Genomic DNA, 23,652 nt, shown 5'->3' on the forward strand with positions numbered 1-23,652 from the left:
TGTCGCTTCCAAGTTGTGTGTAATGTTGTGTGATGTTGTTTTGTATTATGAATGGTTTTTTTATCTTCGTCAACACTTTTTATTAATTTTTTTTATTTTTTAAAAACCATAGCTCCTTCAAACCCATATCTATCAAGAGTTTTGCTGCTCTAATTTTTTTCAAACTTATATTCCATTTCAGATTCATATTCAATAAATCCATGTTTTTGATACAAGCTTTTTCCAGCGGAAGAAGTATTTAACCATATTCGATTTACACCATTTTTTTGGCAGTACTGCATCAAATGCTTTAAAATAGCTGAAGAACAGCCGTGCTTTCGGTGATTAAAAGCTGTATACATGTTCATAACATATGCTTCTTTTCCTTGGAGGTTACTCGGTGAAGGCGGACGTATAAAAAAGACGATGCTTCCTGCTGATACAATTTCTCCATTCGCTTTTAAAATAGCCGTATAGCTATGTGGATTATTTATATTTGCAGTAAAATATTCTTCTGTAGCTTTTCGAAACAGCTCCTCATTCCCGTTTAATTCTCCCAGTTCTTTCATGAGCAACATTCGCAGTTTAACCAAATCCTGAACGTTTTCTAGCGCTGCTTTTTCAACCATGACTTCCCCTCTTTTCGTCTCTTTTACACAAAAAAACTCTCATCCTTCGAGAGCCTCATTTAAGCAAGAAAAACAGCTCCGTATACGAGTGCTCCGACAATAACGAACGCTGGATGCACGCGCAATTTTTCCAATAATAGAAAACTGGCTGCTACTAAAAATAAAGTTTGCCATATACCTGAATCACCGTATGAATTCATAAAAAATTCATATGCCATCAAGCCAAGTAAAATGGCGATAACGGGACGAATGTAGTTCGTCATTTTCTTAACATTTGGCGAATCTTTATACTTAAATAATATTCGAAGTAAAATAACTAAAAGTAAAACCGATGGAGCAATCGTTGCAAAAAGAGCAACCACCGAGCCTAAAATCCCTGCCTGCTGATATCCGATAAATCCCGCCATTTTTGTTGCAATCGGACCAGGCAGCGCATTTCCAATTGCCAGCATTTCACTAAACTCTTTGACCGTAAGCCAATGATAGTGATCCACGACTTCTTTTTGAATAAGCGGAATCGACGCAGGTCCGCCTCCATAGCCTAAAATATTTGAAACAAAAAACGCCATAAATAGCTGAATATAAATCATACCGATTCCCTCTTTTGCTTGTGTTCAGCACTTTCACCTTTTTTTCCTTTTCGTTTTAGCGGAATCCAAGCTGCTGCCATAAGAACAATAATAATGACCGCTGGATGGATATGGGCAAATTCCATTAGCCCTAAACTAATAATCAGTAAGATAATAGCTGGTGTCCACCCTAGACCAGACGTTGATTTTTTAAAAAAGTCCCACGTCATAACCGCGAGCATAACTCCTACTACAGGAACAACTGCTTTGGTCATGCCCATAACCCACGGCTGATCTTTAAATTGCGTTAAAGTTGTTAACAGCAATACCATTAAAAAAACGGTTGGAATAACGGCTGCAAATAAAGCTGTCCCGAGACCCAAAATACCGCCGACTCGATAGCCAATGTATCCAGCCAGCTTTGTAGCAATAGGCCCAGGCAGCGTATTGGCGATTGCTAATAAATCGCCAAATTCATCGTCATCCATCCATTTGTACGTATCGACCACTTCTTTTTTTACAAGTGGAATAGCTGAAGGGCCGCCTCCGTAGCCGAGCATACCTGAGCGAAAAAACGCTATAAAAATATCCAATTGTCGCATTTCTCGCACTCCTTTCTCTGTGATCTAATAAGCAACGACAGCTCCGTCTGTTCGCGCTTCTGTGCCGCCGTATAATACACCGGTTTGTTCATCTCTTAAAATGATCTGCCCTCTTCCAAACGTATGTCTGCTCGTAGCCACATGAATATCATGCCCTTTGCGTTCTAATGCTTCTACAATATGTGAAGGCATTTCTTTTTCCACAAGAACCTTTTTATGTTCAATCCACTGCCATCTTGGTGCATCTAAAGCTGCCTGAGGATTTAGATGGAAATCGATCATATTCATGACGACTTGCACATGTCCTTGAGGCTGCATGAATTTGCCCATTACACCGAATGGACCTACAGCACTTTTATTCTTTGTTAAAAATCCAGGAATAATGGTATGATAGGTTCGTTTTCCTGGCTCTAATCGGTTATGGTGCTGTGGATCTAACGAAAAATTATGCCCGCGGTTTTGCAGGCATATGCCCGTATTAGGTACGACAAGTCCTGAGCCAAAATCCATGTAATTACTTTGAATGAATGATACCATGTTTCCTTCTCCATCAGCTGTCGCTAAATAGATCGTGCCGCTATGAGACGGCTGTCCGGCTTCAGGAATAAGCGCTTTTTCACCAATCAGCCCTCTGCGCTTGTTTGCATAAGAATCATTCAACAAATCTTCAACAGCTACTGTCATTTTATCAGCATCCGTAATGAATTTTTGTCCATCTGCAAACGCTAGCTTCATGGCTTCAATTTGCTTGTGATATGTATCGACAGAATCTTTGGCATCGAAAGAGAAGCCTTTTAGCGTATTTAAAGCTAAAAGTGCAATAAGGCCTTGGCCGTTAGGCGGAATTTCCCACACATCATATCCTCGGTAAGAAGTTGAAATTGGCTTCACCCACTCTGCTTTAAAAGCTGCTAAATCTTCTTTTGCTAAAAATCCGCCGTATTTTTTCGAAAAAGCTGCTATTTTATCAGCTAAATTCCCTCTGTAAAAAGATTCTCCATTCGTTTCGGCAATTTCAAGCAGCGTAGCAGCATGGTCCGGTGATCGCCACACTTCCCCTACTTTAGGAGCTGATCCATTGTTGGTAAACGTCTCAAACCAGTGCTTATATTCGTCACCTTTTAATGCGTGTGTAAATCGTTCAAACGCTCGTTCCCAATTGTACCCTAAAATCGGGGAGATTGGGAACCCTTCTTGTGCATACGAAATAGCAGGCTGCAGCACTTCTTTTAACGATAACCGGCCAAAGCGTTTTGACAGCTCCACCCACGCGCTGGGGGCACCTGGGACCGTAACAGGAACAAAACCGCGAGCCGGCATCTCTTTTATCCCCATGGCACGCAGAGCCTCAATAGAGATAGAAGCAGGAGCAGGACCGCTCGCGTTGAGTCCATATAGCTCTTCATTTATCCACACGAGAGCAAATGCGTCTCCGCCAATTCCATTTGACGTAGGCTCTACAACCGTTAAACAAGCTGCCGAGGCAATAGCAGCATCTACCGCATTTCCTCCTTTTTTCAACATTTCAAGACCCGCCTGAGCGGCAAGAGGCTGACTAGTTGCTACCATTCCGTTTTTTCCAAACGTACATGTACGCTGCGATGCATAGGGGTGTGTAAAAAAGTATTCGCTCATAGAAAATCTCCTCTTTTCTTTATATGATGAATAAAACGAATCTTTACAGACTAGACAGCGCTACTTCTTCCTCGTAAACTTCTAATGCTGCTTGTAAAGCAGAACCTGCATTCACGCTTGCCCCGTTTCGAATAAGCACTGCTTCAAGACCAGCCAATGTAAAGAGAACGTTGTCTTTTCGACAGCTGTATCCCATTGTACCGATACGCCATATTTTTCCGTGCATCGGCCCAAAAGAACTTGCAATTTCAATCCCAAATTGTTCAAGAAGCGTAGAACGAACTGCCTCTCCGTCAATACCTAGGGGAATTAAAACACAAGTAACGGTTGGAACTTTTGAATCCTCATCTCCGAATAAAGATAATCCCATTGCTTTAATACCGGCTACAAGTGCTTTTTCATGGAGGCGATGCCTTGCAAATCTTTCCTCTAATCCTTCTTCTAAAATAACGCGCAGCCCTTCTCTTAAAGCATAGAGCATGGACGTTGCTTCCGTGTGATGATTTAATCTACGCTCACTCCAATAGTCTTGAAGCTGACTCAAATCAAAATAGTTGCTGATAATATTCGGACGCAGACGAACAGTTTGAGCATCTGCTTTTGTCGCAATTCCTTTTTCAACTTTTTTACGTTCCATGATGATTTTTTCAATACGATCATTGTAAGTAATAGGTGCCATGCCGGACGGAACAGATAAACACTTTTGTGTGCCTGCAATCAATGCGTCAATGTTCCACTCATCTACTTTTACATCCGTACCGCCAATAGTGGCTACTGCGTCGACGATAAATAAAACATCTTGGTTGCGGCATGCAGCACCAATTTCTTTAAGCCGCTGCATTCTTCCTGTAGACGTTTCACCATGAACCATTGCAACAATTTTCGGATTTACTTTTTTTATTTCACGAATAACTGTTTCAGGGTCAAACACTTCTCCCCATTCGCATTCAATGTTGTGTACATCAGCTCCGTAGCGCTCGGCAATTTCCGTTAATAAATAGCCGAAGCGGCCGAAAATAGGGACGAACACTTTATCGCCAGGCTCAATTACACTTGCAAGAACGGCTTCAATCCCAGCTCTAGACGTTCCATCAACGGGAAAAGCCCATTTGTTTTTGGTTTGAAATAGTTCACGAAGCATTTCCATCGTCTCGTTCATAATGTGCGTAAATGCGGGGTCAAACTGACCTAAAATAGGTGTTCCTAATGCTCTTAATACGCGGGGATCTGCTTCTACGGGTCCGGGTGTCATAATCGTACGCGGCGGTGTATGAAGCTGTTTTGTTATAGTCATGTCAAATTCCTCCTAGTAGGCAAGTTTATATAATAGTTCTATTAAGACCTTTACTCCTTTTTCTAACTGTTCTCCTTTGGTGAATTCCTTTGGGGAATGACTGATTCCATCTTGGCTCGGTACGAATAACAAACATGTGGGAACTCTTCGTCCGAATACCTGCGAGTCGTGTCCTGCACCGCTTACTAATTCTCGGGAGGAGATATTCTTTTCCGAGGAAATAATTTTGGAAAGTTCAGATAATTCTTCGCTCATGGCGACAGGTTTTTCATCCATCCAGCAGTCGATATTCACTTCTAAATCCCCTGATGTTCGCTTTATAATTTCCTTCATTTCTCGTTCTGCCTCTTGTAAAACCTCATATTCATGATGTCTTATATCAACCGTGAATTCTACATATCCTGGTATTACATTCGGTGCATTTGGAGAAAGTGTAATTTTGCCAACCGTTACGTATAAAGCGTTATGATATTTTTCGCTCAATTCAATAAATGCTTTAGCAAGTTTGCAGCTCGCATAAAATGCATCTTTTCTGATGTTCATCGGGGTTGTGCCCGCATGGTTACTTTCACCTTTAACAGATACTGTAAATCGTTTCTGCCCGACGATACTAGAAACAATTCCGATATCGCAACGAGACATTTCAAGCTGCTTTCCTTGTTCGATATGTAGTTCAATAAAAGAAGCGATGTCCGTGCGGTATGGCTCGCTGTGGAGGCCTTTTCCGAAATTGAGCTGTTTCATTGCGTCATCCAGCTTAACCCCTTCTTTATTTATAACATGTTTTGCATCACTTTTGCTGTGTAATCCATTCATATTGCCTGATCCCCAATACGTAAGAGGAAATCTGCTGCCTTCTTCTTCACAAAGTGATACGACCTCTAAGGTTTTTGTAGGGGAGCCGTAATGTGCATAAAGGTACTGCAGAGCAATGATACCTGCCACAACACCAAACGCCCCGTCATACTTTCCTCCGTTTATCACGGTATCGATATGGGATCCTGTTAAAATAACTTGTTGTTCTGAACCCGTTCCTTGCAACCGTCCAAATAAATTTCCTACATCATCGTAATATGTTTTGAGGTGAAGTCCCTTCATTTTTTCTTCCAATGCCTTTTGAGCTGCATTCCACTGTTCCGTATATAAAAGCCTCGTGACCCCTTCTTTTTCATCTAACCCAAACTGTGACAACCAGCTAACGTTTTCTTCGATTTGCTGACAAAGCTTAGATTTTCCCGTCATATCTGCAACCATTGCTATCCCTCCTGCTATCTTCATTTTAAGAAAATGACTGATTGTTTTCATTAACACTTTCTACAATGATTTAGTGTTTTTTTAGCTATTATCACTAAATATACAAAGTCTTATATACGTCACTTTTTCTAACATTATATGTTATTTACTTTATCTTACAGGATTGAATATACTTCTTCATTAACAATTTATACATTTTTTTCTGAAAATTTTATTTATTTTAACTAAACTTTCTTATAAAATAAAAGATAGATAAAAATACGCGCAGAGAAATGTGAGAATTTTTAACAAAAGGAGTAATAAATAATGGAACTACAAACTCTTTTACGCATTCCAATTTATGAAAAAGCATCTGTAGTAGCCGGGCAAAAAGGAGTCACCCGCAAAGTACATAACGTCAATATGATGGATGCACCCGATATTTTATCTTTTTTAAAAGAAGGAGAGTTTTTAATTACAACGGGTTATCACTTCAAAGAACATGAAGAAAGCTTAGCAAAACTTGTAGAAGGAATGGCTAAAAAGAAATGTGCAGGATTGGCCATAAAAACGAAGCGCTTTTTCGAACACGTGCCTGCTTCTATTTGTCAGCTAGCTGATGAACTTCACTTTCCGATCATTGATTTCCAAACGGACGAAACGTTAGGCGCAGTTATTAACGAATCTCTCAGCTTTATTTTAGATAAAAAAACAGCCGAGCTTCAGCAAGCGATGGTCACACATCAGCTATTTTCCTCGTACATCTTACAAGGAAAAGGCATTGAGAAAATTATGCAATCTATTCAAACGTTATGCAATGCTCACGTTGCCCTTTTTGATACCCATGGCCATGAACTCTTTTATACAAACAAACGCGAACCCTTTTCACTCCCGATGGAAGAAGCGGTAGCGGGCGCTAAGCAGCTGTTTTTACGAACGGTAAAATATACAACCTTTTCCTTTTTACACACCAAAAAAACCGTTACGCTTTTTCCGATTGCTACTCATACAAGAAAATACAGTTATTTACTTATTGAACACCAAGTTTCTTTATCCGATTCAGCGCTCCTAACGATTGAACAAGCGACAAACGTTTTATCCTTCGAAATGATGAGACAGCAGGCTTTGTATGAAGCTGAACGGCGACGAAAAAACGATTTTTTCAATCAGCTTGTTAACAATTATTATAAAACGCTTGAAGATGCTTCCTTTCAAGCACAGATGATGGGCTTATCAGCAGGAAACAGCTATATTTGCGCCGTCGGGAAAATCCACTCTACATTCACGCCTTACAGCGATGATGATATGATCTATGAGCTCCTTCAATATGAGTTATCAACAGGTCATACAGAGGCCGTTTTGTTTTTCTATGACAATCTTCATATTCTTTTGTTTACACCTCATTCTCAACCTATGATTATAGAATGCTTGCATCGCTTGCAGGAAGCTGTTTACCGTCACTACGACAAACGAATGTCATTTGGAGTTGGAAACCAAAGCCAATCCCTACTTACAATCGCTGACTCATATAAAGAAGCTGTTGAAGCTCTTGAAACCATCCATTTTAAAGATCAGTCGAAGCTTATTCAATTTTATCAGCCAAAACAGTTTAAAGAACTGCTGAGGTTGCTTCCAGCAAACGATTTACAGGATTACTATTCTCAAACATTAGAAGGTTTGCTGCAGTACGATAAGAAAGATCGCTCCATCTTACTTGACACGCTTGAAACATATCTAAATTCCAATTGCCAAATCTCAGAGACTGCTAAGCAGTTATTCGTTCATCGGAACACGGTGATCTATCGAATTGAAAAATGCGAAGAGTTATTAAAAAGACCTATTCACACGTCAGAGGAAACCCTTCGGCTGCGCGTAGCTTTTCAAATTTTTTCTCTTGTGAATGCTAATTAAGTATAAATACAATAAAAAACGCCTGAGTGGATACTCAAGCGTTTTTATTGTATTGCATATTCTTTATTTCGCTTTTAATTTAGACTGTACGGATTGTAATTTCCCAGCCATCGTATGATTTTCTTTATCACGGCGATCATCAATTCGTAAATTTGTACATACGCGCTGAATACCATTTTCAAAAGGCACTTCATGCATCTCTTGAACAATGTTTAGCAGCGTGCTTAATTCCCCTTCAATCAATGTATTCATAGGGGTTAATTGATATGTAATTTCATCTTCATGCTTGGCCAACACTTTTTGAATATCAGCTACGTACTGACTCACGCTTGGCGTTTCCGTACCTACCGGAATAATGGTTACATCTACAATAGCCATGTTATACACTCCTTTTATTTGTTCCCTAGTTATCATACCAAATCGCGCAAAAATTTCCTACTTTTACGTTTATGGTGTATAGAAAAAAGGAATAGTTCTACAACTACTCCTTTTTGTTACACTCTTATAGGTAACGCTTTGCTCCTAAGTAACGTTTTGACCAGTAAGAGTTGCTTAGTGATGTGATTGTCACGCCTGTTGAAGAACCTGCATGCATGAATTGACCGTTTCCGATATAAATGCCAGCATGACTAGCTCCTGGTTGGTACGTTTCAAAGAAAACGATATCGCCAGGCTGAGGTGAACTTACACGCGTACCAGTTTGATAGATGCTAGCAACTGTACGAGGAAGACTTACACCTACTGCATTGCGATATACATAGTTAAGGTAACCACTGCAATCAAATCCTCCAGGCGCAGCTCCACCCCAAACATAAGGTGTTCCCATAAAACGTTTACCGTATGAAATAACTTTTGAAGCTGAGCTTGAGCTTGTGCTACTTCCTGTTGATGTTGAAGGTTTTGAGCTGCTAGAGCTGCTTGAATTTAATTTATTCAGCGTATCTGGACCCGCTTCTCCGTCTACTAATAAACCATTTGCACGTTGAAATGATTTTACTGCACTTGTTGTAATTGAGCCAAAGTAGCCTGTTACACCAGCTGAGAAGTAACCTTTATTTTTTAGTTTTTGCTGAAGGCTGCTTACTGCTGAACCTTTCATACCTTGACGTAAAATAGTTGAGTTGCTAGAGCTAGAACCACCAGTTGAAGCGCTAGAACCGCCATTTTTTAACTTGCTTAACGTAGCCGGACCCGCAATTCCGTCCACAGACAGTCCGTTTGCACGTTGAAATGCCATTACTGCATTTTTTGTAATTGAACCGAAGTATTGAGTCGTAGTTCCTTTAAAATAGCCTTTATTCTTTAGCTGCTGCTGTAAAGATTGTACATTTGGTCCAGTTGAACCAACGCGCAGCAATGAACTTGAGCTAATTGATGAACTTGATGAGCTTCCGCTTCCTAGCAGCTTATTAAATGTAGATGGACCTGCAATGCCATCTGCAGATAAACCATTTGCACGCTGAAACGACTTTACTGCGCTAGTCGTGATTGAACCGTAATAGTTTGTTGTTGTACCGTATGTAAAATAACCTTTGTTTTTTAATTTTTGCTGTAATTCTTTCACATCCGAATTACTTGTTCCTGGGTGCAGCGTAGCATCTCCTAAAGCAGCTTCACTAATTGTAGGTACTACTGTTAAAGATCCACATAACGCTAACGAATATATCAACTTTTTCATAAAAAAAGGTTCCTCCAATGCCATAATCTACTAATCTATAAGACGTTTACATTGTAACAACACATTATTACAAAATAACATCACTAATATTACATTTATGTTACAGGAAACGACAACAGCGCAGCTGTATGGTGTATATTGTCGTAGTTTATTGTCGTTTAACACTTAATAAGTTCGACAAAAAAGCTAATATATTCCAATATTATTCCTTTTCCTACACTAATAATAGGTAAAAAATCACCCGTAACATTATCTTTATATTTCAAAAAAAACAATTTATTTTTTTTTGAAATGTGAAACTTTTTTAAAATTTATTCGTTTAGCGGATTTGCTCCCCTCTCTAGTAAAAACAGCTTTTCTTCTAAAAATTTATATTATTTCCATATTAATGAATAAAAAAGCGAGGGCTGAAAAAAATAGTCTTGTTATGTTTGAAACAAGGAGGATTATTTTATGAGCCATAAAGGCATTCATGGTACAAATGTTAGCGGATCAGGTGACTCGGAAGACAAACGCTATGCAGCCGGAGAAAACGAGCAGACGCTTACGACGCGTCAAGGTCACCCCATTCGTGATAACCAAAATTCTCGAACGGTAGGCAACAGAGGACCTGCTACTCTTGAAAATTACCAGCTGATTGAAAAACTTTCGCATTTTGATCGTGAACGTATACCGGAACGTGTTGTTCATGCCCGGGGAACGGGAGCTCACGGGTATTTTGAAACGTACGGAAAGCTTGGTGACGAGCCCGTTGAAAAATACACCCGCGCAAAAGTTTTTTCAGGAGCAGGCAAACAGACGCCCGTTTTTGTCAGATTTTCTACCGTAACTCATGGAAAGGACTCTCCAGAAACAATGCGAGACCCAAGGGGATTTGCTGTAAAGTTCTACACAGAAGACGGAAACTGGGACTTAGTAGGAAATAACCTTAAAATATTTTTTATCCGCGATGCTATTAAATTCCCTGATTTGATTCATGCTTTTAAGCCCGATCCTGTGACAAACCGTCAAGATACCGAGCGTATTTTTGATTTTATTTCTCACACCCCTGAGGCTATGCATATGATTACTTTTTTATTTTCACCTTGGGGCATACCTGCTAACTATCGGCAAATGCAAGGTTCCGGTGTTAATACATATAAGTGGGTAAACAAAGATGGCGATGCGTTTCTTGTGAAATACCATTGGGAACCAAAACAAGGAATTAAAAATTTGACCCAAAAGCAAGCAGAAGAAATTCAAGCTAAAAATATTAGTCACGCCACTCAAGACTTGTATGAAGCGATTGAGAGCGGTAACTACCCCGAGTGGGAACTTTGTATACAAATCATGGAAGATGGAGAGCATCCCGAACTGGATTTTGATCCGCTTGATGACACGAAAATTTGGCCGGAAGACCAATTTCCATTTCTCCCAGTAGGTAAAATGGTCCTAGATAAAAATCCAAGCAACGTATTTGCTGAAACGGAGCAAGTCGCATTTGGTACGGGTGTACTTGTAGACGGGCTAGATTTTTCTGATGATAAAATGCTGCAAGGAAGAACGTTTTCTTATTCCGACACGCAGCGTCACCGGGTGGGAACAAACTACTTGCAGCTGCCTATTAACGCGCCGAAAAAACATGTAGCAACAAATCAACGCGATGGTCAAATGGCCTATCATGTAGATGCTGCTCCAGTAGAAGAAGCTAATGAAAAAGGACACGATGCTCATCCTTATTAACAAAAAAAACATCCTGCAGCGACAGCAGGATGTTTTTTGGGTTAAACGCTTATGACCAAGTAACGGCAAACACGTGGTAGTCATTTTTTAACTGTGGCGCATCAATGGGTGTCCCGTGCTGATATCCTTGTTTCACTCTTTTAGGATGTAAAGGTTGAACCCATTCTTTCACTTGCTGTTTTGTACCACTTGCTAAAATATATACACAATCAGAAAATGCCCCGTCATTGTTTGGACTATCAACTTTTAGTACTTCCACTAACACATCTTGGACACACGTTTTTCTCTGAATACACATAAGCGTATGGTAGATAATATCAGCGGACACATCGTTATTTAAACGAAAGCCCACCTTTTTTTGTTCAAAAAAAGACGAGAATGAGACGATTGGTAATGTCTTTTTTTGTTCATACGCTTGAGATAAAATCTTGACAAGAACTTCTCCACTCAAGATGATCCCTCTTTCTAAAAAACGCTTCATCACAACATATGTGAGCATTGATTATGCTCATAGGATAATATATTATCATAGTTTAATTCTGTGGTGTTAGTCTTTTTTGGGGTTTTTACACTGGGAATTATACCCGCCTATTTCTTGCGTTTCCCTGACGTTCTCGCTACTAGCAACAGAATTATTAATAAAATGAATACCCCTGCCCCTACAAACATATCATACAAGAAATCAAGCATCATACTCCTCCTCTTCCTTCAAAAAAACGCTGTTAAAACCAAGCGTTTTAACAGCGTTTTTTTGTTAGATAAAGCCTAGCATATTAATAAATACAATGATAATTAAAACAGGTGCGATATATCGAATGGCAAGAAGCCATAAAGAGAACCAGCGCTTCACATTCGTTGAACCGTGCTTAAATTCTTCAATTAGCACATCTTTTTTCATCTTCCAAGGAACAAAGATAGCAATTAAAAGAGCGCCGAGTGGCATAAGGATATTACTTACAAGAAAATCAAAAGCGTCAAAGATGCTTTTTCCAAAGATCGATACGTCACTTAATAAACCATACGATAGCGCTGAAGGTATTCCTACCACGAAGATTAGCAAGCCCGAAATCCAAGATAGCTTTATACGCTTATGCTGCTCTCCTTTGGCTAAAGAAGCAACAATAATTTCTAACATCGAAAACGCAGATGTCAAAGTGGCAAATAAAAACAGTGCCAAAAAGAAAGTTTGAAACACAATTCCGAACGGAAGCTGTTCAAAAATAGAAGGCAATACAATGAATAAAAGACCTGGTCCTTCCGTCGGTTTTACACCCATTGAAAAGACGGCAGGGAAAATTGCCAGTCCTGCTAGTAAAGAAATCAAAATATTTAACGCTGAAATTGAAATAGCCGATTTTGGCAAGTTTTGCTGCTTAGATAGATACGAACTGTACGTAACCATAACTGAAACGCCTACGCTAAGGGAAAAGAATGCTTGTCCCATCGCAAACAAAATGGTTTGGGATGTAAGCTTTGAAAAATCTGGATACAAAAAGAAAGATACGCCTTCCATTGCCCCTTCTAATGTTAAAGAACGAATAATGATAATAATAAATAAAATAAAGAGAGCAGGCATTAAAATTTTGTTTGCTTTTTCAATACCATTTTGAATGCCTCTTGCGACTACAACAATTGTTAAAAGAAGAAAAACAAATTGAGAGATAACAGCACGTGTTGGATTAGCAATGGTCGAGTTAAATAAACTCCCGTAGTCACTTACTCCATTCAGCTGACCCGTGACGCTTGCAAAAATATATTGCAAAATCCAGCCTCCTACTACACTATAGAAGGATAATAAAATAAAGCATGTAATCACGCCTAAATACCCGATTGCTTTCCATAGGGAACCGGGAGCAACTGCATCATATGCACGAATTGCTTCTTTTTGTGTATGTCTACCTAGTACAAATTCAGCAAGTAAAAGCGGCAAACCAATAATTGCTGTAAACAAGATAAACAGTAAAAAGAAGGCCCCTCCTCCGCTTGTTCCGGCTACATAAGGCAGTTTCCAAATGGCTCCGATTCCAATTGCAGAACCGGCAGATGCCAAGATAAAGCCGAGTTTTGATGTCCATTGTTCGTTTTGACTCATTTTTTCTCACCATTTTTCTTTATTTATTCTGATTTGTCATACTATAGCACACAACCCTTCTGTCGAAAAGGGTTTTTGTTGTTTTAACCCTCATCATGTGTTATGAATAGTATGTAGGTTTCATGATTTATTTTCGTAACTAAAAAAAGTTTGACAGTTAGAGGTACAAAAAATGACAAATCAGCAAGTAATACAGCAACAATTTTTAGATAAGTTCCTTGACTTTATCTTAGTAAAATGTCCAAACTGCGAACTATGTGCGCGAGTTGTAAAACTGGATAAAAAATTGAGCGGGTCAACGCACTCATGCACGTGTCCTCACTGCGGTTATCTAGACGTAACCAACGCTGATAGCCAAGGACCGTTAGAACTTTCTGAAGCAGTAGATCCTTTTTTTCAGCTTCCGCTTTACTTAGAAACGATATGCCCTGAACGTCGACTTTGGGCTTATAACTTAGATCACCTTCAGTATATTGAATCTTATATTGAAGTTAAAACATGCGGGGCTTGTTTCGACGAGCTGTCGGTTGAACATTCATTGCCAGATTGGGTAATTCATAAGCAAGAAGAAGCATTAAGCGAAATTCAACGTTTAAAAGATACCGTCTTTTGCACATTCAAATGAAGATAGAAAAGAAACGTTGCCGAAGAGGCAACGTTTCTTTTCTTACGAAGAACTTTCTTCGGTAAGTTTTCTTCGATAGTCTCCGGCCTTATCGAACTCTTTTGCGGTGCCGACGAAAAAGTAGGTTACCGTATGATTTTTGTTACCTTGAGTCGTTCCATGAATCATCTTCCCCTGCTTCAATTGCTTTCGCTCTCCATTCTTATTTACATAGAAATATTTATTTCTTGCCCAGCCGCCGCCGCTTAACAGCGTTTTGGTTTTCCCGACTCCCTGGTCATTTACTTTAAATACAGTGTAGTCTCCTTCTGTCTTGCTGGGGTTTCCGTTATCTTTATCATATTCGACCATAACCCATCCTTTGTACCCTTCTGGTATAAGGAAAATGCTCGGTTGAGACGTTTCGTCTGGGCGTCCACATCCAGCTGCGATTACAATCAATAAGCACAAAATGAGCCACCTTTTCACTTTTTCCAACTCCTTTCTTAATAAAAGACGTGCCTCTATACTGCTTTTAGTTTTTGTTGAAGGTGAGATTATATTCTTTTTGCATCCCTCAATTTTTTCCAGTTCACCCAGTCAAATATGCTATATTTACGTATTGTTTGTCACACACTATTAGCAGGCGTTTACAATTTACATGGGAGGATAACAAAAATGAGCTATGTTTTTTTATTTATTTTGCTCTTTGTCATTCCGCTTTACACACAGCAAAAAATTGTTCGTGCCGACCGTGAAAATACACGTACATTATTACTAAGTGAACACGAGCAATCTGGACATAAAAAAAGCGATTCCCCGTAAAACAGGAATCGCCTTCTTTTAATATGTTAAGCTTCCGGCTACAATAAGGCCGACGGCAACCGACGCTGCAAAAAGAGTTACTCCAACCGCTATATTTCCTTCTTCTACTTTTTTGGCTAGGCTCGTTTTAGGCGTCATGATAAATTCAATAATCCAATATGCCACTACTTGAGTAATGATACCTACTACTCCCCAAAGAGTTGCATCTACTAAATTTAAGCTGTTGCTCCATACAGTAAAAATGACAATAGCAAGCCCAATTCCTTTTCCCCATAACTTCAAAGCGACCGCCACATTGCCTTTTTTTATGAGTTCACGGTCATTAAATTTTGTTGTTAATTCAAATACCATAACTCCGATAAATAATAACCCTAACCCTACCGCTACGTGAGATAAAAAACTCCCTATACTAGCCCAATCAATCCATTGTGTCATTTTTATTCCCCTTTTCATTTTAATCCAATCGGCAAATAATACGATTCGTTATCCGTAATTTGATTTCCAGCTCGTATTCCTACTGCGCTTGCTTTTCCATTTAATAAAAAGCACCCGTACATGATATGAGCCTCTATTGTTTGCGTTTGAGTCTTCATCGTTGCAGTTGGCAAAGGAATAAACTGTTGATACACAGCCGTGTATTCTTGATATGTCTTATGCTGATCTTCGTCTATTTTGATTCCGTCTTCATTATAAATTTCAACGGTATCTCCCTCACGACCAAAGGATGGTTTCTTCACAAATGCTTGTTTTCTTCCAATAAATGTATCTTCTTCTAAATACGTTGGTAAAAAGTATGTTTCAATGATGTGATGCTCTTCTTTAGTGAAGAAAGGATGATGTTGTTCATGCAAAGCCCAAATGAGTGCTTGCACGGCTTTGGACTGCAGCAAAAATGCAGAAGGCGGATTGATTATGGCTACTTGTTTTTGCTGTGCTAATGTTAAAAGCATGTGTCCGACTTTTTCATGCGTACTCGGATCTTCATCTTCAATTAAATGTTCAAGCGGATAAGTTTGGCGATAGAGTACATCTATTTTTTGTCCATATTGATCATACACGCCCGCTTCTATATGTTCACCTTCTTCCACTGTAGAGGAAGGGACAATTCGAAGCTGCGATAATGGAACGTATGTAGCATCTACATCGGCTAGCTTCATTAAATAAAGAGTCGTTAACTTATCTTCTTCATGCGTATCGTGTGAAGAAAAAACGACGTTTGGATAGTTCGTTCTATCGAGCTCGTTATAAGCTTCAAAAATGGCGTGTTTTAATGCTAAAGCAAGCTTTTTTTCTTCAAGCTTATTAGGGTTTTGTACTTGAAAATGCCGACAGACTAACTCATTTACATGAAATAATTCTTTAATGAACGTAGGCGTATCCGCATTTAGTTCTAAAAGCTTGATTTGATCAGTCGTAACAGCAAAATCAAGGCGCGAAATCACACTTTCTGTTTCCATCGTTTTCAGTCGTAGGTACGGGAGGGTGTCTTTTGGAAATCCTAAAGAAAAAAGCGTCTGATCATCTAACGAACGAAGTAAAGGTGCAGTTTTAAAAAATAATTCACCGATTTGATTTGCAGCTTCTTTAATAGAATCAATGATATGAGAAGACTCTGTATGTACGTCATAAAGAGCATACTCTGTTCCGTATAAATCGTGCCAAAAATCTTCAATTTCTTTATAAAACATTTCTCGCTTTTCTTTATGCATTACCCGCCAAAACCGCCTTTAGAGCCGCTCCCAATTCCAGATTTATACGAGCTGCTTGATTTAAATGATTTATAGGCCGATGATGAGGTCAACTGTTTTTTAGAGCCGTAGTAACGGCCTCCGTGATAATATGAGCCGCTGTGCGAAGAAGAAGAATCTGAACAGTAGTACGTTTGGGTATCTTCATCCCACTTCCACTTGTCACACGATTTATCTTTCGGTTTAGCTGGTCTTGCCTGATCAGTTGAACCACAGGCAACGAGCGATGTCATTAAAGCTGTGGTCAAAACCCCGGCCATCATTTTTTTTGTTTTTGACATTACGCCTTCCCCCCCTCATACGTTACGCCTGTTTTTGTTACATATAAACTGTACACGCTGCGATCTTCATCAATTTCCGCAGAGTCTCTTTCCCATTCCCATCCATTGTAGTATGTATAAACTGTTCCGATATAGCTTAATACGTTCAAATGCGTATAAAATGAAGAGACGAATAAAATCGGATGTCCTCGAAGAGAATTCAGTTCGCGTACTTCTAACGTAATCTCTCTGTTATCGTCTTCTGCTTGCTCTTTCGGCCCATGTTCATGTTCTTTTACATAAATAATATGTATATCATCTTCGACTGCAGATGAAGTTTGTTTATACGTTACTCCTTCTTTAACAAAAAATTCGCATTCTCTTCTTGCTAAAATTTGTTCAAGTTCAATAGATTGATAGTGATAAATAGATACAAACGTATCATCAGGCTTTAGCAGTCGGTATTCTAACTTCCCCATTGTGCAACTCCTTTTGTGACTTTTTTGTGAACGTTCTTTAATAAATACGCACAGATTTTCAAAAAGTTTCAATTTTTCTCATATTAAAAGGCTTAGCTTTAAATAAGCTAAACCTTTATTTTTTTATCACATCTGTCACAACTTCATAACCGCCTGTGTATGGGTCGAATACATATTCAAGCATGCCGTTTCCACGATTGACTTTAAATAGATAACGGTATTTTTTAGGGCTGTCTTTTGCTGGATATACGTATTTTCCTTTTTGGAACTGACTTAGTAAGAGCTGTTCTCTTTGCGCAAGCATTTTTTTTGCTTCATTATAACCATACAGCGGGAGATTTTTGGCATAGAGAACCGGTACGAATACAAGCACAACGACTGAAATCGTAATAAGCCCTTGTTTGAACCACCGCATAAATCTCTTTGGATTTCGCGAAAGTAACATCGTGATGACAATTACTATTAACAAAGGAACAATATATACTTGAACATACGGAATGTTTGCAAATACAGGTCGATTAATCAATAAGACAATTACTTCGATAGCTGCTACTAATACTAAAATAAAATAGACCACTTACTCTTCACACCTCGACGATTCAATGAATTTTATATGTGTTAGAAAGTATTCCCACTCATGAATGAACTCGTCTATTGTATCATAAGACGCAAAAAAAATATCTACGCTTCTCTATTTTACGGAATTCAGATAATAAAAGAGATTGAGACATTAGGAAATCACCCCACTCTAAAGACGAACAAATGGGATAATGCGCTAATAGGGATCCCTTGTGACACCGCTGTTGATTTCCGTACAAGACTTCGCTTTTCGAGGGCGGTCGCTGCCAGATCTCATCTGTTCCGCTTTTCACGCAGGAGTCCTCGCCTTGCCCTCCAGCCAACAGCTAGAGGCCACTACATACATGAAACTACCTTCACCCTAACCATAAAAAAATCTGAACGCATTTGATTCTCCATCAAGAATCAAACACGTTCAGATCTCCCTTTAACTAAGCTACTTTTATTCCATCCTCTTTATTACGAAACTTCTACGTTTCGATTTTGATTATATTTTTTCCCTTGTAACAGTGAGTAAATGATGGCTGCTGCCCACACAATAAGTATGAATACATATACAGCTATCTGAGTTGAGCTGCTGGATACCCATGTGTTTAAGAGTGTTCGAGCATTTGTTAAAATGATAAACCCACCAACAAGTGAACCAAGCAAGTGAGCCGGGATAATACGAACAAACCATGCAGCAATCGGAGCCGCGATAATTCCGCCAATCATAAGGGCGCCTACCCAGAACCAGTTTACCTGCTCCCAGCCAAGAGAAATTAAAAAGCCAAGTGTAGCCGAGACAGCAATAGCAAATTCACTTGTATCCACGGTTCCAACGACTTTCCGTGCTGTTGCGCCTTTTTTAGCTAGCAATACAGGCGTTGCAATCGGCCCCCAGCCGCCGCCGCCTGTAGCATCAGCAAATCCAGCAATTAATCCTAACGGAATGGACTGCTTCGTTGATAAAGGTTTGGGGCTCTTTTCTTCGTTTGTTTTAAACGTAAATAAAAAACGAAATAACACGTAAACTCCTAGGAGCAATAAGAATGTTGAAACGTAAGGCCTTACTGCATCTCCAGGTAAGTTACTTAGAAAGCAGGCTCCTACAAAAGCTCCGATGGAACCTGGGATAATTAGTTTTAACACCATTGATTTATCTACGTTTCCAAATTTAATATGCGAAACACCCGAAGCTGCCGTTGTTACAACTTCTGCTAAGTGAACAGATGCGGAAGCCACAGCTGGTGCAATTCCAAACGTTAAAAGGAGCGTAGTTGATGTCACCCCGTATGCCATTCCGAGTGATCCATCAATTAACTGAGCTAAAAAGCCAATAAGTGCAAACGTAATTAACTTTTTCATGTTGTCCCTCCACTTTCATCTTCTGTTAGAAAGCACAAAAAGGCCTCCAACAGTTGTTTGCTAGAAGCCTTCGGTATGTCCGATCAGCTGTCCGTTTTATGAATAAGTTGTTTATATTGTAATCCTAACTATTCCTAGAAGTCAACTGTGTTTTTAGTTTTTCTTTTAGTCTATGTATACTGCTTGGTTATAGTATCAGTAAAATAAAATTCTTCTTGTTAAGTCAACAACATAAAAACGACCGCTCACTTAATAAGGGCGGTCGTTTTTATGCATGTCTTGCCAGTGAGCTAGCACTTCAGGTGGCAAACTCACATCTTTATCTAATGACGTCCCATCCATAGAAGCAGGCTCATCGCTATTTATCACTTTTTCTACCCAATCTGGCTGTACGACTAATGCTTGTTCAATCGTAATTAAAGCCAGCCCTTGCTCAAAAGCTTCTGCTACTTCTGTTGCCGTAAGTCCTCCTGTACCCACAAGAGGGACCCGGTGATTGACGTGCTTAATAATCGAAGAAAGCAGTGACCGATTTTCTTCCCTTTTTGAGGTAGGTTCATGTAAAGCACTGATATGTAAATAATCAATTTCTGTATAAACAAGACGATCAATCCACTCAAACGTATCTTCCACTTTATTTCCTAAATAGCCTTTTTCTTTGGGCGCTAATGTATATCCCACAATAAATGGTTTGCCCGCATGTGCTGCTCGACGCGTCACTTCACGAATAACTTCAAGTGCAAAAGTGAAGCGGTTTTCTGCGCTTCCACCATAAGAATCACTTCGTTCATTGGCTTGCCTTGATATAAACTGCTGCAGTAAACATTCATTGCCCCCGTCAATTTCTACTCCATCAAACCCTGCTTCCATAGCTCTGGTGGTAGCCTCGCCAAACGCTTGAACAATATAAATTATATCGCGCGCGGTCATTTGAACAGGCTTTTTCCCTTTACGTTTATGAGGCTTTTCACTTGGGCTAATGGCTTGCCACTTATTTTCCATTTCTACGCACTTTCTGCCCCCGTGCGATAGTTGAAGAATCGCTTTAGCTCCTCTTCTATGAATCATTTGGGTTAGTTGATGAAGCTTTCGTATGACCTGATCACGATGAATTCCGATTTGACCATGTGCTACTTGGCCATTTTCTGTGATAAACGCTGGGCCGATAATTACCGTACTGACGCCCCCTACTCGTTTTTCGTAAAAAGACATATCAATATCGGATATTTCTCCGTTTTCCCGTGAAGCGTATGTGAGGATAGGTCCCATTGCTAATCGGTTTTTCATCTCAAGAGCATCAACAAATTTAAAATGTTTAAATAATTTTTCATAGGCAGTCTTCAATTAATTCACACCTTTTTTCCTTAGCTTACCCATCTAGAAGCCGAGTAGACATAGGCACAAAAAAAGAAATACCTTTGCCGGCATTTCTTTTTACGTCGTTTTTCTTATTTTTTTGACGGGGTAAAATACAAATTCGCTTTTTCCGACAATGCGTTTTTCATCAATGAGACCTAGACCGTTGCGGCTATCCATACTGTACAGACGGTTATCACCCATTACAAATACTTCGTTTTTAGGTATTTGAACGGGTTCAAAATCTCCTGTTAGCTCCATATCCATGTTATTGGCAATTTGACGATTCGTTTTTAAATAAGGTTCACTTACTTTTTTATCATCAATATAAAGCTGATCTTTTTTCATTTCGATTTTTTCACCTGGCAGACCGATTACTCTTTTTACATAATGCTTATTCTTAGCCTCATCTTTAATAATCACAATATCTCCGCGGCGAATATCATGGAGCGAATACGACAGTTTATTCACAAACAAACGCTCTCCGTTATGCAGCGTTGGGTTCATTGAAGCGCCTTCTACAATATACGGAGAAAATAAAAATGCGCGAATCATAAATACTAGAGCGATAGCGAAGATAATTGTTTTGAATATGCTGCGTAATTGATCGCTTTTTGTTTTTTCCGTAGTCAATATACTTTGTCTCCTTTGTACAGCTCACTTTTCTTATGTAAAAAAGCAAGAAACCTCTTACTTTAACACTTATTCTAACTTAACCATAGAAAGAACTGAAATCAAATGTTTTATGTTATGTAAAAAAAGAACCTCTAACAAATGTTAGAGGCTTACATTACGCAAGTTTCGTCTTTACATCTCTTATTATAACATTAATTATATAAAAAGAGACTACCTTTTATGTAAAAATTATGTTTTTTACGCAAACTTAACTAAATCTTCACATTTAGAGGCGTTTCTCCATGTATAAAAAGTTGAGAGATGCAATACTCTATAATCTCTCTTCGCCGCACGAGCCCAATAAAAATATTTTGATCATCTACAACCGGCACAAAATTTTGTTCAGACGCGCGTGACAAAATACTTTCCATTTCATCATTAATGGTGATAGCTTCGTAATTGCGATGCCTTGGAACTTCCTCAATTCGTAGGTGTTCTAACTCATGGAGTTCTATATGTTCTAGGCTTTTTAGCTTCCATAGCAAGTCTCCTTCTGCCAAAGTCCCTACATATTCTCCTTTTTGGTTAATGAGCGGTACAGAAGAGTAGCGATGATACTCCATTTTCTCCAATGCTTGACGGATCGTTGACTGCGTCGATAGTGTAACGACTTCTTTTTTAGGGAGTAAAAAGAACGCAATATTCACTAATATTCTCCTTTTATTGTTATTGCTTTGCTGAATCTGAAACAATATGAATGTCGATGTTATGAGTCTGTCTCATAATCGTATTCACAATAGACCCTTTTCGAATCTCTTCCCACCTTGTCCTTGCTGATTGCCCTAGTAAGATTTGAGTAACGCGATACTGCTTGGCTACGTTCACAATCACTGCAGCTGGTTTTAGCTTTTTAGCTTCTTCAACAATTAGCGATGCGTGAAAACGATCAGCGAATGCCTGCCACTGTTTGATTTGTGCTTTTTGCCTTTCAGTTTGCTCGCCTGTAAAAACATGAAGCAACAGTAAATCTGCTTTCAATCGGTTCGCCATTCTCCAGCCTCGCCGAATTAATTTTTCAGCTGTTTCACTGTATTGAATGCATACTAAAATACGTTCGCAAATACCTGTTACGCCAATTTCATGCGCATGAATCAGCTTACCGTCCACTTCATCCGCTATTTCTCTGAGCGTTAATTCACGAAGGGCATGGAGATTCGCAAGCTTAAAAAACGACTGCAGGCTTTGTTCAATTTTATGGAATTCGTATATTTTTCCTTCACGAAGCCGCTTTTGCAGCTGTTCTGGCGTAACATCGACAAGCTGAATTTCATCTGCTTGCTGAATAAATAAATCTGGCACTGTTTCACGAACTTTTACCTGGGTAACAGCATATACGAGATCATGTACGCTTTCCATATGCTGAATATTCATTGCTGACATGACTGAAATACCTTGGTTGAGCAGGTAAGAAACATCTTCAAATCGCTTTTGATTACGGCTTGTTGGAACATTTGTGTGAGCAAGTTCATCGATAATTACAACTTTTGGGCGCCTTCTTACAATCGCCAGCAAATCAAGCTCTTGCAATTCTTTTCCTTTATAAAAAACGGTTTCTCTTTGGATTACTTCTAGATTTCCGATCATCTCGTTAGTCTCATCCCTGCCGTGTGCTTCTACATATCCAACTACGACATCTACGCCTTCTTTGACTAAATCGTGCGCATCTTGAAGCATTTTATACGTCTTTCCTACTCCCGGCGCGGCGCCGATGTAGAGTTTAAGCTTTCCGCGCTTCTGATCATGAAGTTCACGCAATAGTTCTTCCGGAGTTTTTCTTCGAAAGTATGGATGAGCTTCTTTTTCTTTCATTGTTTGTGCCCCTTTATCACACGCGCTTCAATACATGAAGCGCGTGCATGTAATTAGCGCTCTCGTTGAACAGCTAAATTCAGCTCTACTACATTTACTCGTTTTTCACCAAAAACTCCTTGCTTAGTATGTTCTTTGATCAGCTCTTTTAACGTGTTGGTTTTAATACCGGCTGCTTTTGCCACGCGTTCTACTTGTGCATATGCAGCTTGTGGGGTAATATCCGGATCGAGTCCAGAAGCTGAATTTGTGACGGCATCAACTGGAATTCCTTCTTTTGGTACCTCGCTTTCTTTTTTCCACGCCGCTACTGATTTCGCGATACGGTTCGTAAGATCTTTATTTGAAGGTGCTAAATTCAACGAGCCAGACCCTGCCCCGTTATAATCAATACTAGAGACCCTGCCATGAAAAAATTCATTGCTCGTAAACTGCTGCCCAATCAGCTTAGAACCGATAACTTGATGCTTGTTTGAATAGATTAAGCTGCCGTTTGCTTTACTTGGAATAGCCGTCTGAGCAATACCTGTCATCACAACAGGATAAATAAGACCACAAAGAATGATCATCATAATTGTTAAGCGAATAATAATGCTTCCCGTTCGTTCTGCTTGTATCATCGTTTC

At 39.3% G+C, this 23,652-nt stretch carries 26 protein-coding genes and 1 pseudogene; 4 read left to right on the forward strand and 23 right to left on the reverse strand.

Annotation, left to right across the window (positions count from 1 at the left end; all coding sequences use genetic code 11):
• Window positions 1-149 precede the first annotated feature (149 nt).
• Genes AC1DEF_RS12710 through allC form a run of 6 tightly spaced genes read right to left on the reverse strand, consistent with a single transcriptional unit; the run spans window position 150 to window position 5,962 of the window.
• Window positions 150-608 carry a GNAT family N-acetyltransferase gene (locus tag AC1DEF_RS12710; RefSeq protein ID WP_097825208.1) on the reverse strand — a complete coding sequence of 153 codons (459 nt, stop codon included), beginning with the start codon at window positions 606-608 and terminating at the stop codon, window positions 150-152.
• A 59-nt stretch (window positions 609-667) separates the two neighbouring features.
• The gene (locus AC1DEF_RS12715; protein ID WP_013083789.1) at window positions 668-1,198 is read right to left on the reverse strand and encodes a chromate transporter; all 531 of its coding nucleotides are present in this window, start codon (window positions 1,196-1,198) and stop codon (window positions 668-670) included.
• Window positions 1,195-1,779, reverse strand: a complete 585-nt coding sequence (locus AC1DEF_RS12720) for a chromate transporter (protein ID WP_013057701.1) — start codon at window positions 1,777-1,779, stop codon at window positions 1,195-1,197. The genes AC1DEF_RS12715 and AC1DEF_RS12720 overlap by 4 nt, the downstream gene beginning before the upstream one ends.
• Before the next feature lie 24 nt (window positions 1,780-1,803).
• Complete coding sequence (ggt, locus tag AC1DEF_RS12725; protein ID WP_097825210.1) at window positions 1,804-3,414, reverse strand: gamma-glutamyltransferase; 1,611 nt, start codon at window positions 3,412-3,414, stop codon at window positions 1,804-1,806.
• Between the two features lie 43 nt (window positions 3,415-3,457).
• A complete protein-coding gene (locus AC1DEF_RS12730) occupies window positions 3,458-4,708 on the reverse strand; it encodes a pyridoxal-phosphate-dependent aminotransferase family protein (protein ID WP_097825211.1) in 1,251 nt (416 codons plus the stop codon).
• A gap of 12 nt (window positions 4,709-4,720) precedes the next feature.
• The gene (gene allC, locus AC1DEF_RS12735; protein WP_255255812.1) at window positions 4,721-5,962 is read right to left on the reverse strand and encodes an allantoate deiminase; all 1,242 of its coding nucleotides are present in this window, start codon (window positions 5,960-5,962) and stop codon (window positions 4,721-4,723) included.
• A 306-nt stretch (window positions 5,963-6,268) separates the two neighbouring features.
• Here allC and AC1DEF_RS12740 point away from each other — a divergent pair, with 306 nt between their 5' ends.
• Window positions 6,269-7,852 carry a PucR family transcriptional regulator gene (locus AC1DEF_RS12740; RefSeq protein WP_097825213.1) on the forward strand — a complete coding sequence of 528 codons (1,584 nt, stop codon included), beginning with the start codon at window positions 6,269-6,271 and terminating at the stop codon, window positions 7,850-7,852.
• 63 nt (window positions 7,853-7,915) lie between these two features.
• Here AC1DEF_RS12740 and AC1DEF_RS12745 read toward each other — a convergent pair whose 3' ends face one another.
• Both AC1DEF_RS12745 and AC1DEF_RS12750 read right to left on the reverse strand, forming a co-directional pair.
• Window positions 7,916-8,230 (reverse strand): MTH1187 family thiamine-binding protein, encoded by a 315-nt coding sequence (locus AC1DEF_RS12745; RefSeq protein WP_013083795.1) that lies wholly within the window; start codon window positions 8,228-8,230, stop codon window positions 7,916-7,918.
• Between the two features lie 124 nt (window positions 8,231-8,354).
• Window positions 8,355-9,530 (reverse strand): C40 family peptidase, encoded by a 1,176-nt coding sequence (locus AC1DEF_RS12750; protein WP_025751189.1) that lies wholly within the window; start codon window positions 9,528-9,530, stop codon window positions 8,355-8,357.
• A gap of 453 nt (window positions 9,531-9,983) precedes the next feature.
• Here AC1DEF_RS12750 and AC1DEF_RS12755 point away from each other — a divergent pair.
• A pseudogene (locus AC1DEF_RS12755) lies at window positions 9,984-11,204 on the forward strand (catalase); the annotation flags it as partial.
• A gap of 97 nt (window positions 11,205-11,301) precedes the next feature.
• Here AC1DEF_RS12755 and AC1DEF_RS12760 read toward each other — a convergent pair.
• Complete coding sequence (locus AC1DEF_RS12760) at window positions 11,302-11,703, reverse strand: hypothetical protein (RefSeq protein WP_255255813.1); 402 nt, start codon at window positions 11,701-11,703, stop codon at window positions 11,302-11,304.
• Between the two features lie 303 nt (window positions 11,704-12,006).
• Window positions 12,007-13,344, reverse strand: coding sequence for a sodium-dependent transporter (locus AC1DEF_RS12765; protein WP_097825215.1), 1,338 nt, complete (start codon window positions 13,342-13,344; stop codon window positions 12,007-12,009).
• A 172-nt stretch (window positions 13,345-13,516) separates the two neighbouring features.
• Here AC1DEF_RS12765 and AC1DEF_RS12770 point away from each other — a divergent pair, with 172 nt between their 5' ends.
• A complete protein-coding gene (locus tag AC1DEF_RS12770) occupies window positions 13,517-13,969 on the forward strand; it encodes a hypothetical protein (protein WP_013083800.1) in 453 nt (150 codons plus the stop codon).
• 42 nt (window positions 13,970-14,011) lie between these two features.
• Here AC1DEF_RS12770 and AC1DEF_RS12775 read toward each other — a convergent pair whose 3' ends face one another.
• Window positions 14,012-14,437 (reverse strand): DUF6843 domain-containing protein, encoded by a 426-nt coding sequence (locus tag AC1DEF_RS12775; protein WP_025751186.1) that lies wholly within the window; start codon window positions 14,435-14,437, stop codon window positions 14,012-14,014.
• A gap of 189 nt (window positions 14,438-14,626) precedes the next feature.
• Here AC1DEF_RS12775 and AC1DEF_RS12780 point away from each other — a divergent pair, with 189 nt between their 5' ends.
• A complete protein-coding gene (locus AC1DEF_RS12780) occupies window positions 14,627-14,773 on the forward strand; it encodes a hypothetical protein (protein ID WP_016764718.1) in 147 nt (48 codons plus the stop codon).
• A gap of 18 nt (window positions 14,774-14,791) precedes the next feature.
• On the opposite strand, the gene AC1DEF_RS12785 is transcribed toward AC1DEF_RS12780, so the two are convergent.
• The 12 genes from AC1DEF_RS12785 to kdpC all read right to left on the reverse strand — a co-directional run bounded on the left by AC1DEF_RS12785 (window position 14,792) and on the right by kdpC (window position 23,646).
• Complete coding sequence (locus tag AC1DEF_RS12785; protein ID WP_013083802.1) at window positions 14,792-15,208, reverse strand: DUF350 domain-containing protein; 417 nt, start codon at window positions 15,206-15,208, stop codon at window positions 14,792-14,794.
• A 14-nt stretch (window positions 15,209-15,222) separates the two neighbouring features.
• On the reverse strand, window positions 15,223-16,482 hold the full coding sequence (locus AC1DEF_RS12790; RefSeq protein WP_043981493.1) for a glutathionylspermidine synthase family protein: 1,260 nt from the start codon (window positions 16,480-16,482) through the stop codon (window positions 15,223-15,225).
• Complete coding sequence (locus AC1DEF_RS12795; protein ID WP_013057715.1) at window positions 16,482-16,802, reverse strand: hypothetical protein; 321 nt, start codon at window positions 16,800-16,802, stop codon at window positions 16,482-16,484. The genes AC1DEF_RS12790 and AC1DEF_RS12795 overlap by 1 nt, the downstream gene beginning before the upstream one ends.
• Entirely contained in the window at window positions 16,802-17,260 is a 459-nt protein-coding gene (locus AC1DEF_RS12800; RefSeq protein WP_097825216.1) for a hypothetical protein, read from the reverse strand. The genes AC1DEF_RS12795 and AC1DEF_RS12800 overlap by 1 nt, the downstream gene beginning before the upstream one ends.
• 115 nt (window positions 17,261-17,375) lie before the next feature.
• Window positions 17,376-17,837 carry a hypothetical protein gene (locus AC1DEF_RS12805; protein WP_013083806.1) on the reverse strand — a complete coding sequence of 154 codons (462 nt, stop codon included), beginning with the start codon at window positions 17,835-17,837 and terminating at the stop codon, window positions 17,376-17,378.
• Between the two features lie 82 nt (window positions 17,838-17,919).
• Window positions 17,920-18,162, reverse strand: a complete 243-nt coding sequence (locus AC1DEF_RS12810; RefSeq protein WP_477727407.1) for a hypothetical protein — start codon at window positions 18,160-18,162, stop codon at window positions 17,920-17,922.
• 136 nt (window positions 18,163-18,298) lie between these two features.
• On the reverse strand, window positions 18,299-19,186 hold the full coding sequence (locus AC1DEF_RS12815) for a sulfite exporter TauE/SafE family protein (RefSeq protein WP_097825217.1): 888 nt from the start codon (window positions 19,184-19,186) through the stop codon (window positions 18,299-18,301).
• A gap of 249 nt (window positions 19,187-19,435) precedes the next feature.
• Window positions 19,436-20,530 carry an oxidoreductase gene (locus AC1DEF_RS12820; RefSeq protein ID WP_097825218.1) on the reverse strand — a complete coding sequence of 365 codons (1,095 nt, stop codon included), beginning with the start codon at window positions 20,528-20,530 and terminating at the stop codon, window positions 19,436-19,438.
• 90 nt (window positions 20,531-20,620) lie between these two features.
• Complete coding sequence (gene lepB / locus AC1DEF_RS12825; RefSeq protein ID WP_028412768.1) at window positions 20,621-21,175, reverse strand: signal peptidase I; 555 nt, start codon at window positions 21,173-21,175, stop codon at window positions 20,621-20,623.
• Window positions 21,176-21,429: 254 nt separating this feature from the next.
• Window positions 21,430-21,864, reverse strand: coding sequence for a CBS domain-containing protein (locus AC1DEF_RS12830; protein ID WP_097825219.1), 435 nt, complete (start codon window positions 21,862-21,864; stop codon window positions 21,430-21,432).
• A gap of 19 nt (window positions 21,865-21,883) precedes the next feature.
• Window positions 21,884-23,026, reverse strand: a complete 1,143-nt coding sequence (gene kdpDN, locus AC1DEF_RS12835; protein WP_097825220.1) for a KdpD-like non-kinase potassium sensor — start codon at window positions 23,024-23,026, stop codon at window positions 21,884-21,886.
• Window positions 23,027-23,079: 53 nt separating this feature from the next.
• Window positions 23,080-23,646, reverse strand: a complete 567-nt coding sequence (gene kdpC / locus AC1DEF_RS12840; RefSeq protein ID WP_097825221.1) for a potassium-transporting ATPase subunit KdpC — start codon at window positions 23,644-23,646, stop codon at window positions 23,080-23,082.
• Window positions 23,647-23,652: the final 6 nt, after the last annotated feature.

The sequence above is a fragment of the Priestia sp. 10L35 genome, from assembly GCF_056395685.1.

Coding starts and splice junctions, on each gene's coding strand:
- AC1DEF_RS12710 (WP_097825208.1), bottom strand. CDS start 608: ATGGTTGAAAAAGCAGCGCTAGAAAACGTTCAGGATTTGGTTAAACTG.
- AC1DEF_RS12715 (WP_013083789.1), bottom strand. CDS start 1,198: ATGATTTATATTCAGCTATTTATGGCGTTTTTTGTTTCAAATATTTTA.
- AC1DEF_RS12720 (WP_013057701.1), bottom strand. CDS start 1,779: ATGCGACAATTGGATATTTTTATAGCGTTTTTTCGCTCAGGTATGCTC.
- ggt (WP_097825210.1), bottom strand. CDS start 3,414: ATGAGCGAATACTTTTTTACACACCCCTATGCATCGCAGCGTACATGT.
- AC1DEF_RS12730 (WP_097825211.1), bottom strand. CDS start 4,708: ATGACTATAACAAAACAGCTTCATACACCGCCGCGTACGATTATGACA.
- allC (WP_255255812.1), bottom strand. CDS start 5,962: ATGGTTGCAGATATGACGGGAAAATCTAAGCTTTGTCAGCAAATCGAA.
- AC1DEF_RS12740 (WP_097825213.1), top strand. CDS start 6,269: ATGGAACTACAAACTCTTTTACGCATTCCAATTTATGAAAAAGCATCT.
- AC1DEF_RS12745 (WP_013083795.1), bottom strand. CDS start 8,230: ATGGCTATTGTAGATGTAACCATTATTCCGGTAGGTACGGAAACGCCA.
- AC1DEF_RS12750 (WP_025751189.1), bottom strand. CDS start 9,530: ATGAAAAAGTTGATATATTCGTTAGCGTTATGTGGATCTTTAACAGTA.
- AC1DEF_RS12765 (WP_097825215.1), bottom strand. CDS start 13,344: ATGAGTCAAAACGAACAATGGACATCAAAACTCGGCTTTATCTTGGCA.
- AC1DEF_RS12770 (WP_013083800.1), top strand. CDS start 13,517: ATGACAAATCAGCAAGTAATACAGCAACAATTTTTAGATAAGTTCCTT.
- AC1DEF_RS12780 (WP_016764718.1), top strand. CDS start 14,627: ATGAGCTATGTTTTTTTATTTATTTTGCTCTTTGTCATTCCGCTTTAC.
- AC1DEF_RS12785 (WP_013083802.1), bottom strand. CDS start 15,208: ATGACACAATGGATTGATTGGGCTAGTATAGGGAGTTTTTTATCTCAC.
- AC1DEF_RS12790 (WP_043981493.1), bottom strand. CDS start 16,482: ATGCATAAAGAAAAGCGAGAAATGTTTTATAAAGAAATTGAAGATTTT.
- AC1DEF_RS12795 (WP_013057715.1), bottom strand. CDS start 16,802: ATGTCAAAAACAAAAAAAATGATGGCCGGGGTTTTGACCACAGCTTTA.
- AC1DEF_RS12800 (WP_097825216.1), bottom strand. CDS start 17,260: ATGGGGAAGTTAGAATACCGACTGCTAAAGCCTGATGATACGTTTGTA.
- AC1DEF_RS12815 (WP_097825217.1), bottom strand. CDS start 19,186: ATGAAAAAGTTAATTACGTTTGCACTTATTGGCTTTTTAGCTCAGTTA.
- kdpDN (WP_097825220.1), bottom strand. CDS start 23,026: ATGAAAGAAAAAGAAGCTCATCCATACTTTCGAAGAAAAACTCCGGAA.
- kdpC (WP_097825221.1), bottom strand. CDS start 23,646: ATGATACAAGCAGAACGAACGGGAAGCATTATTATTCGCTTAACAATT.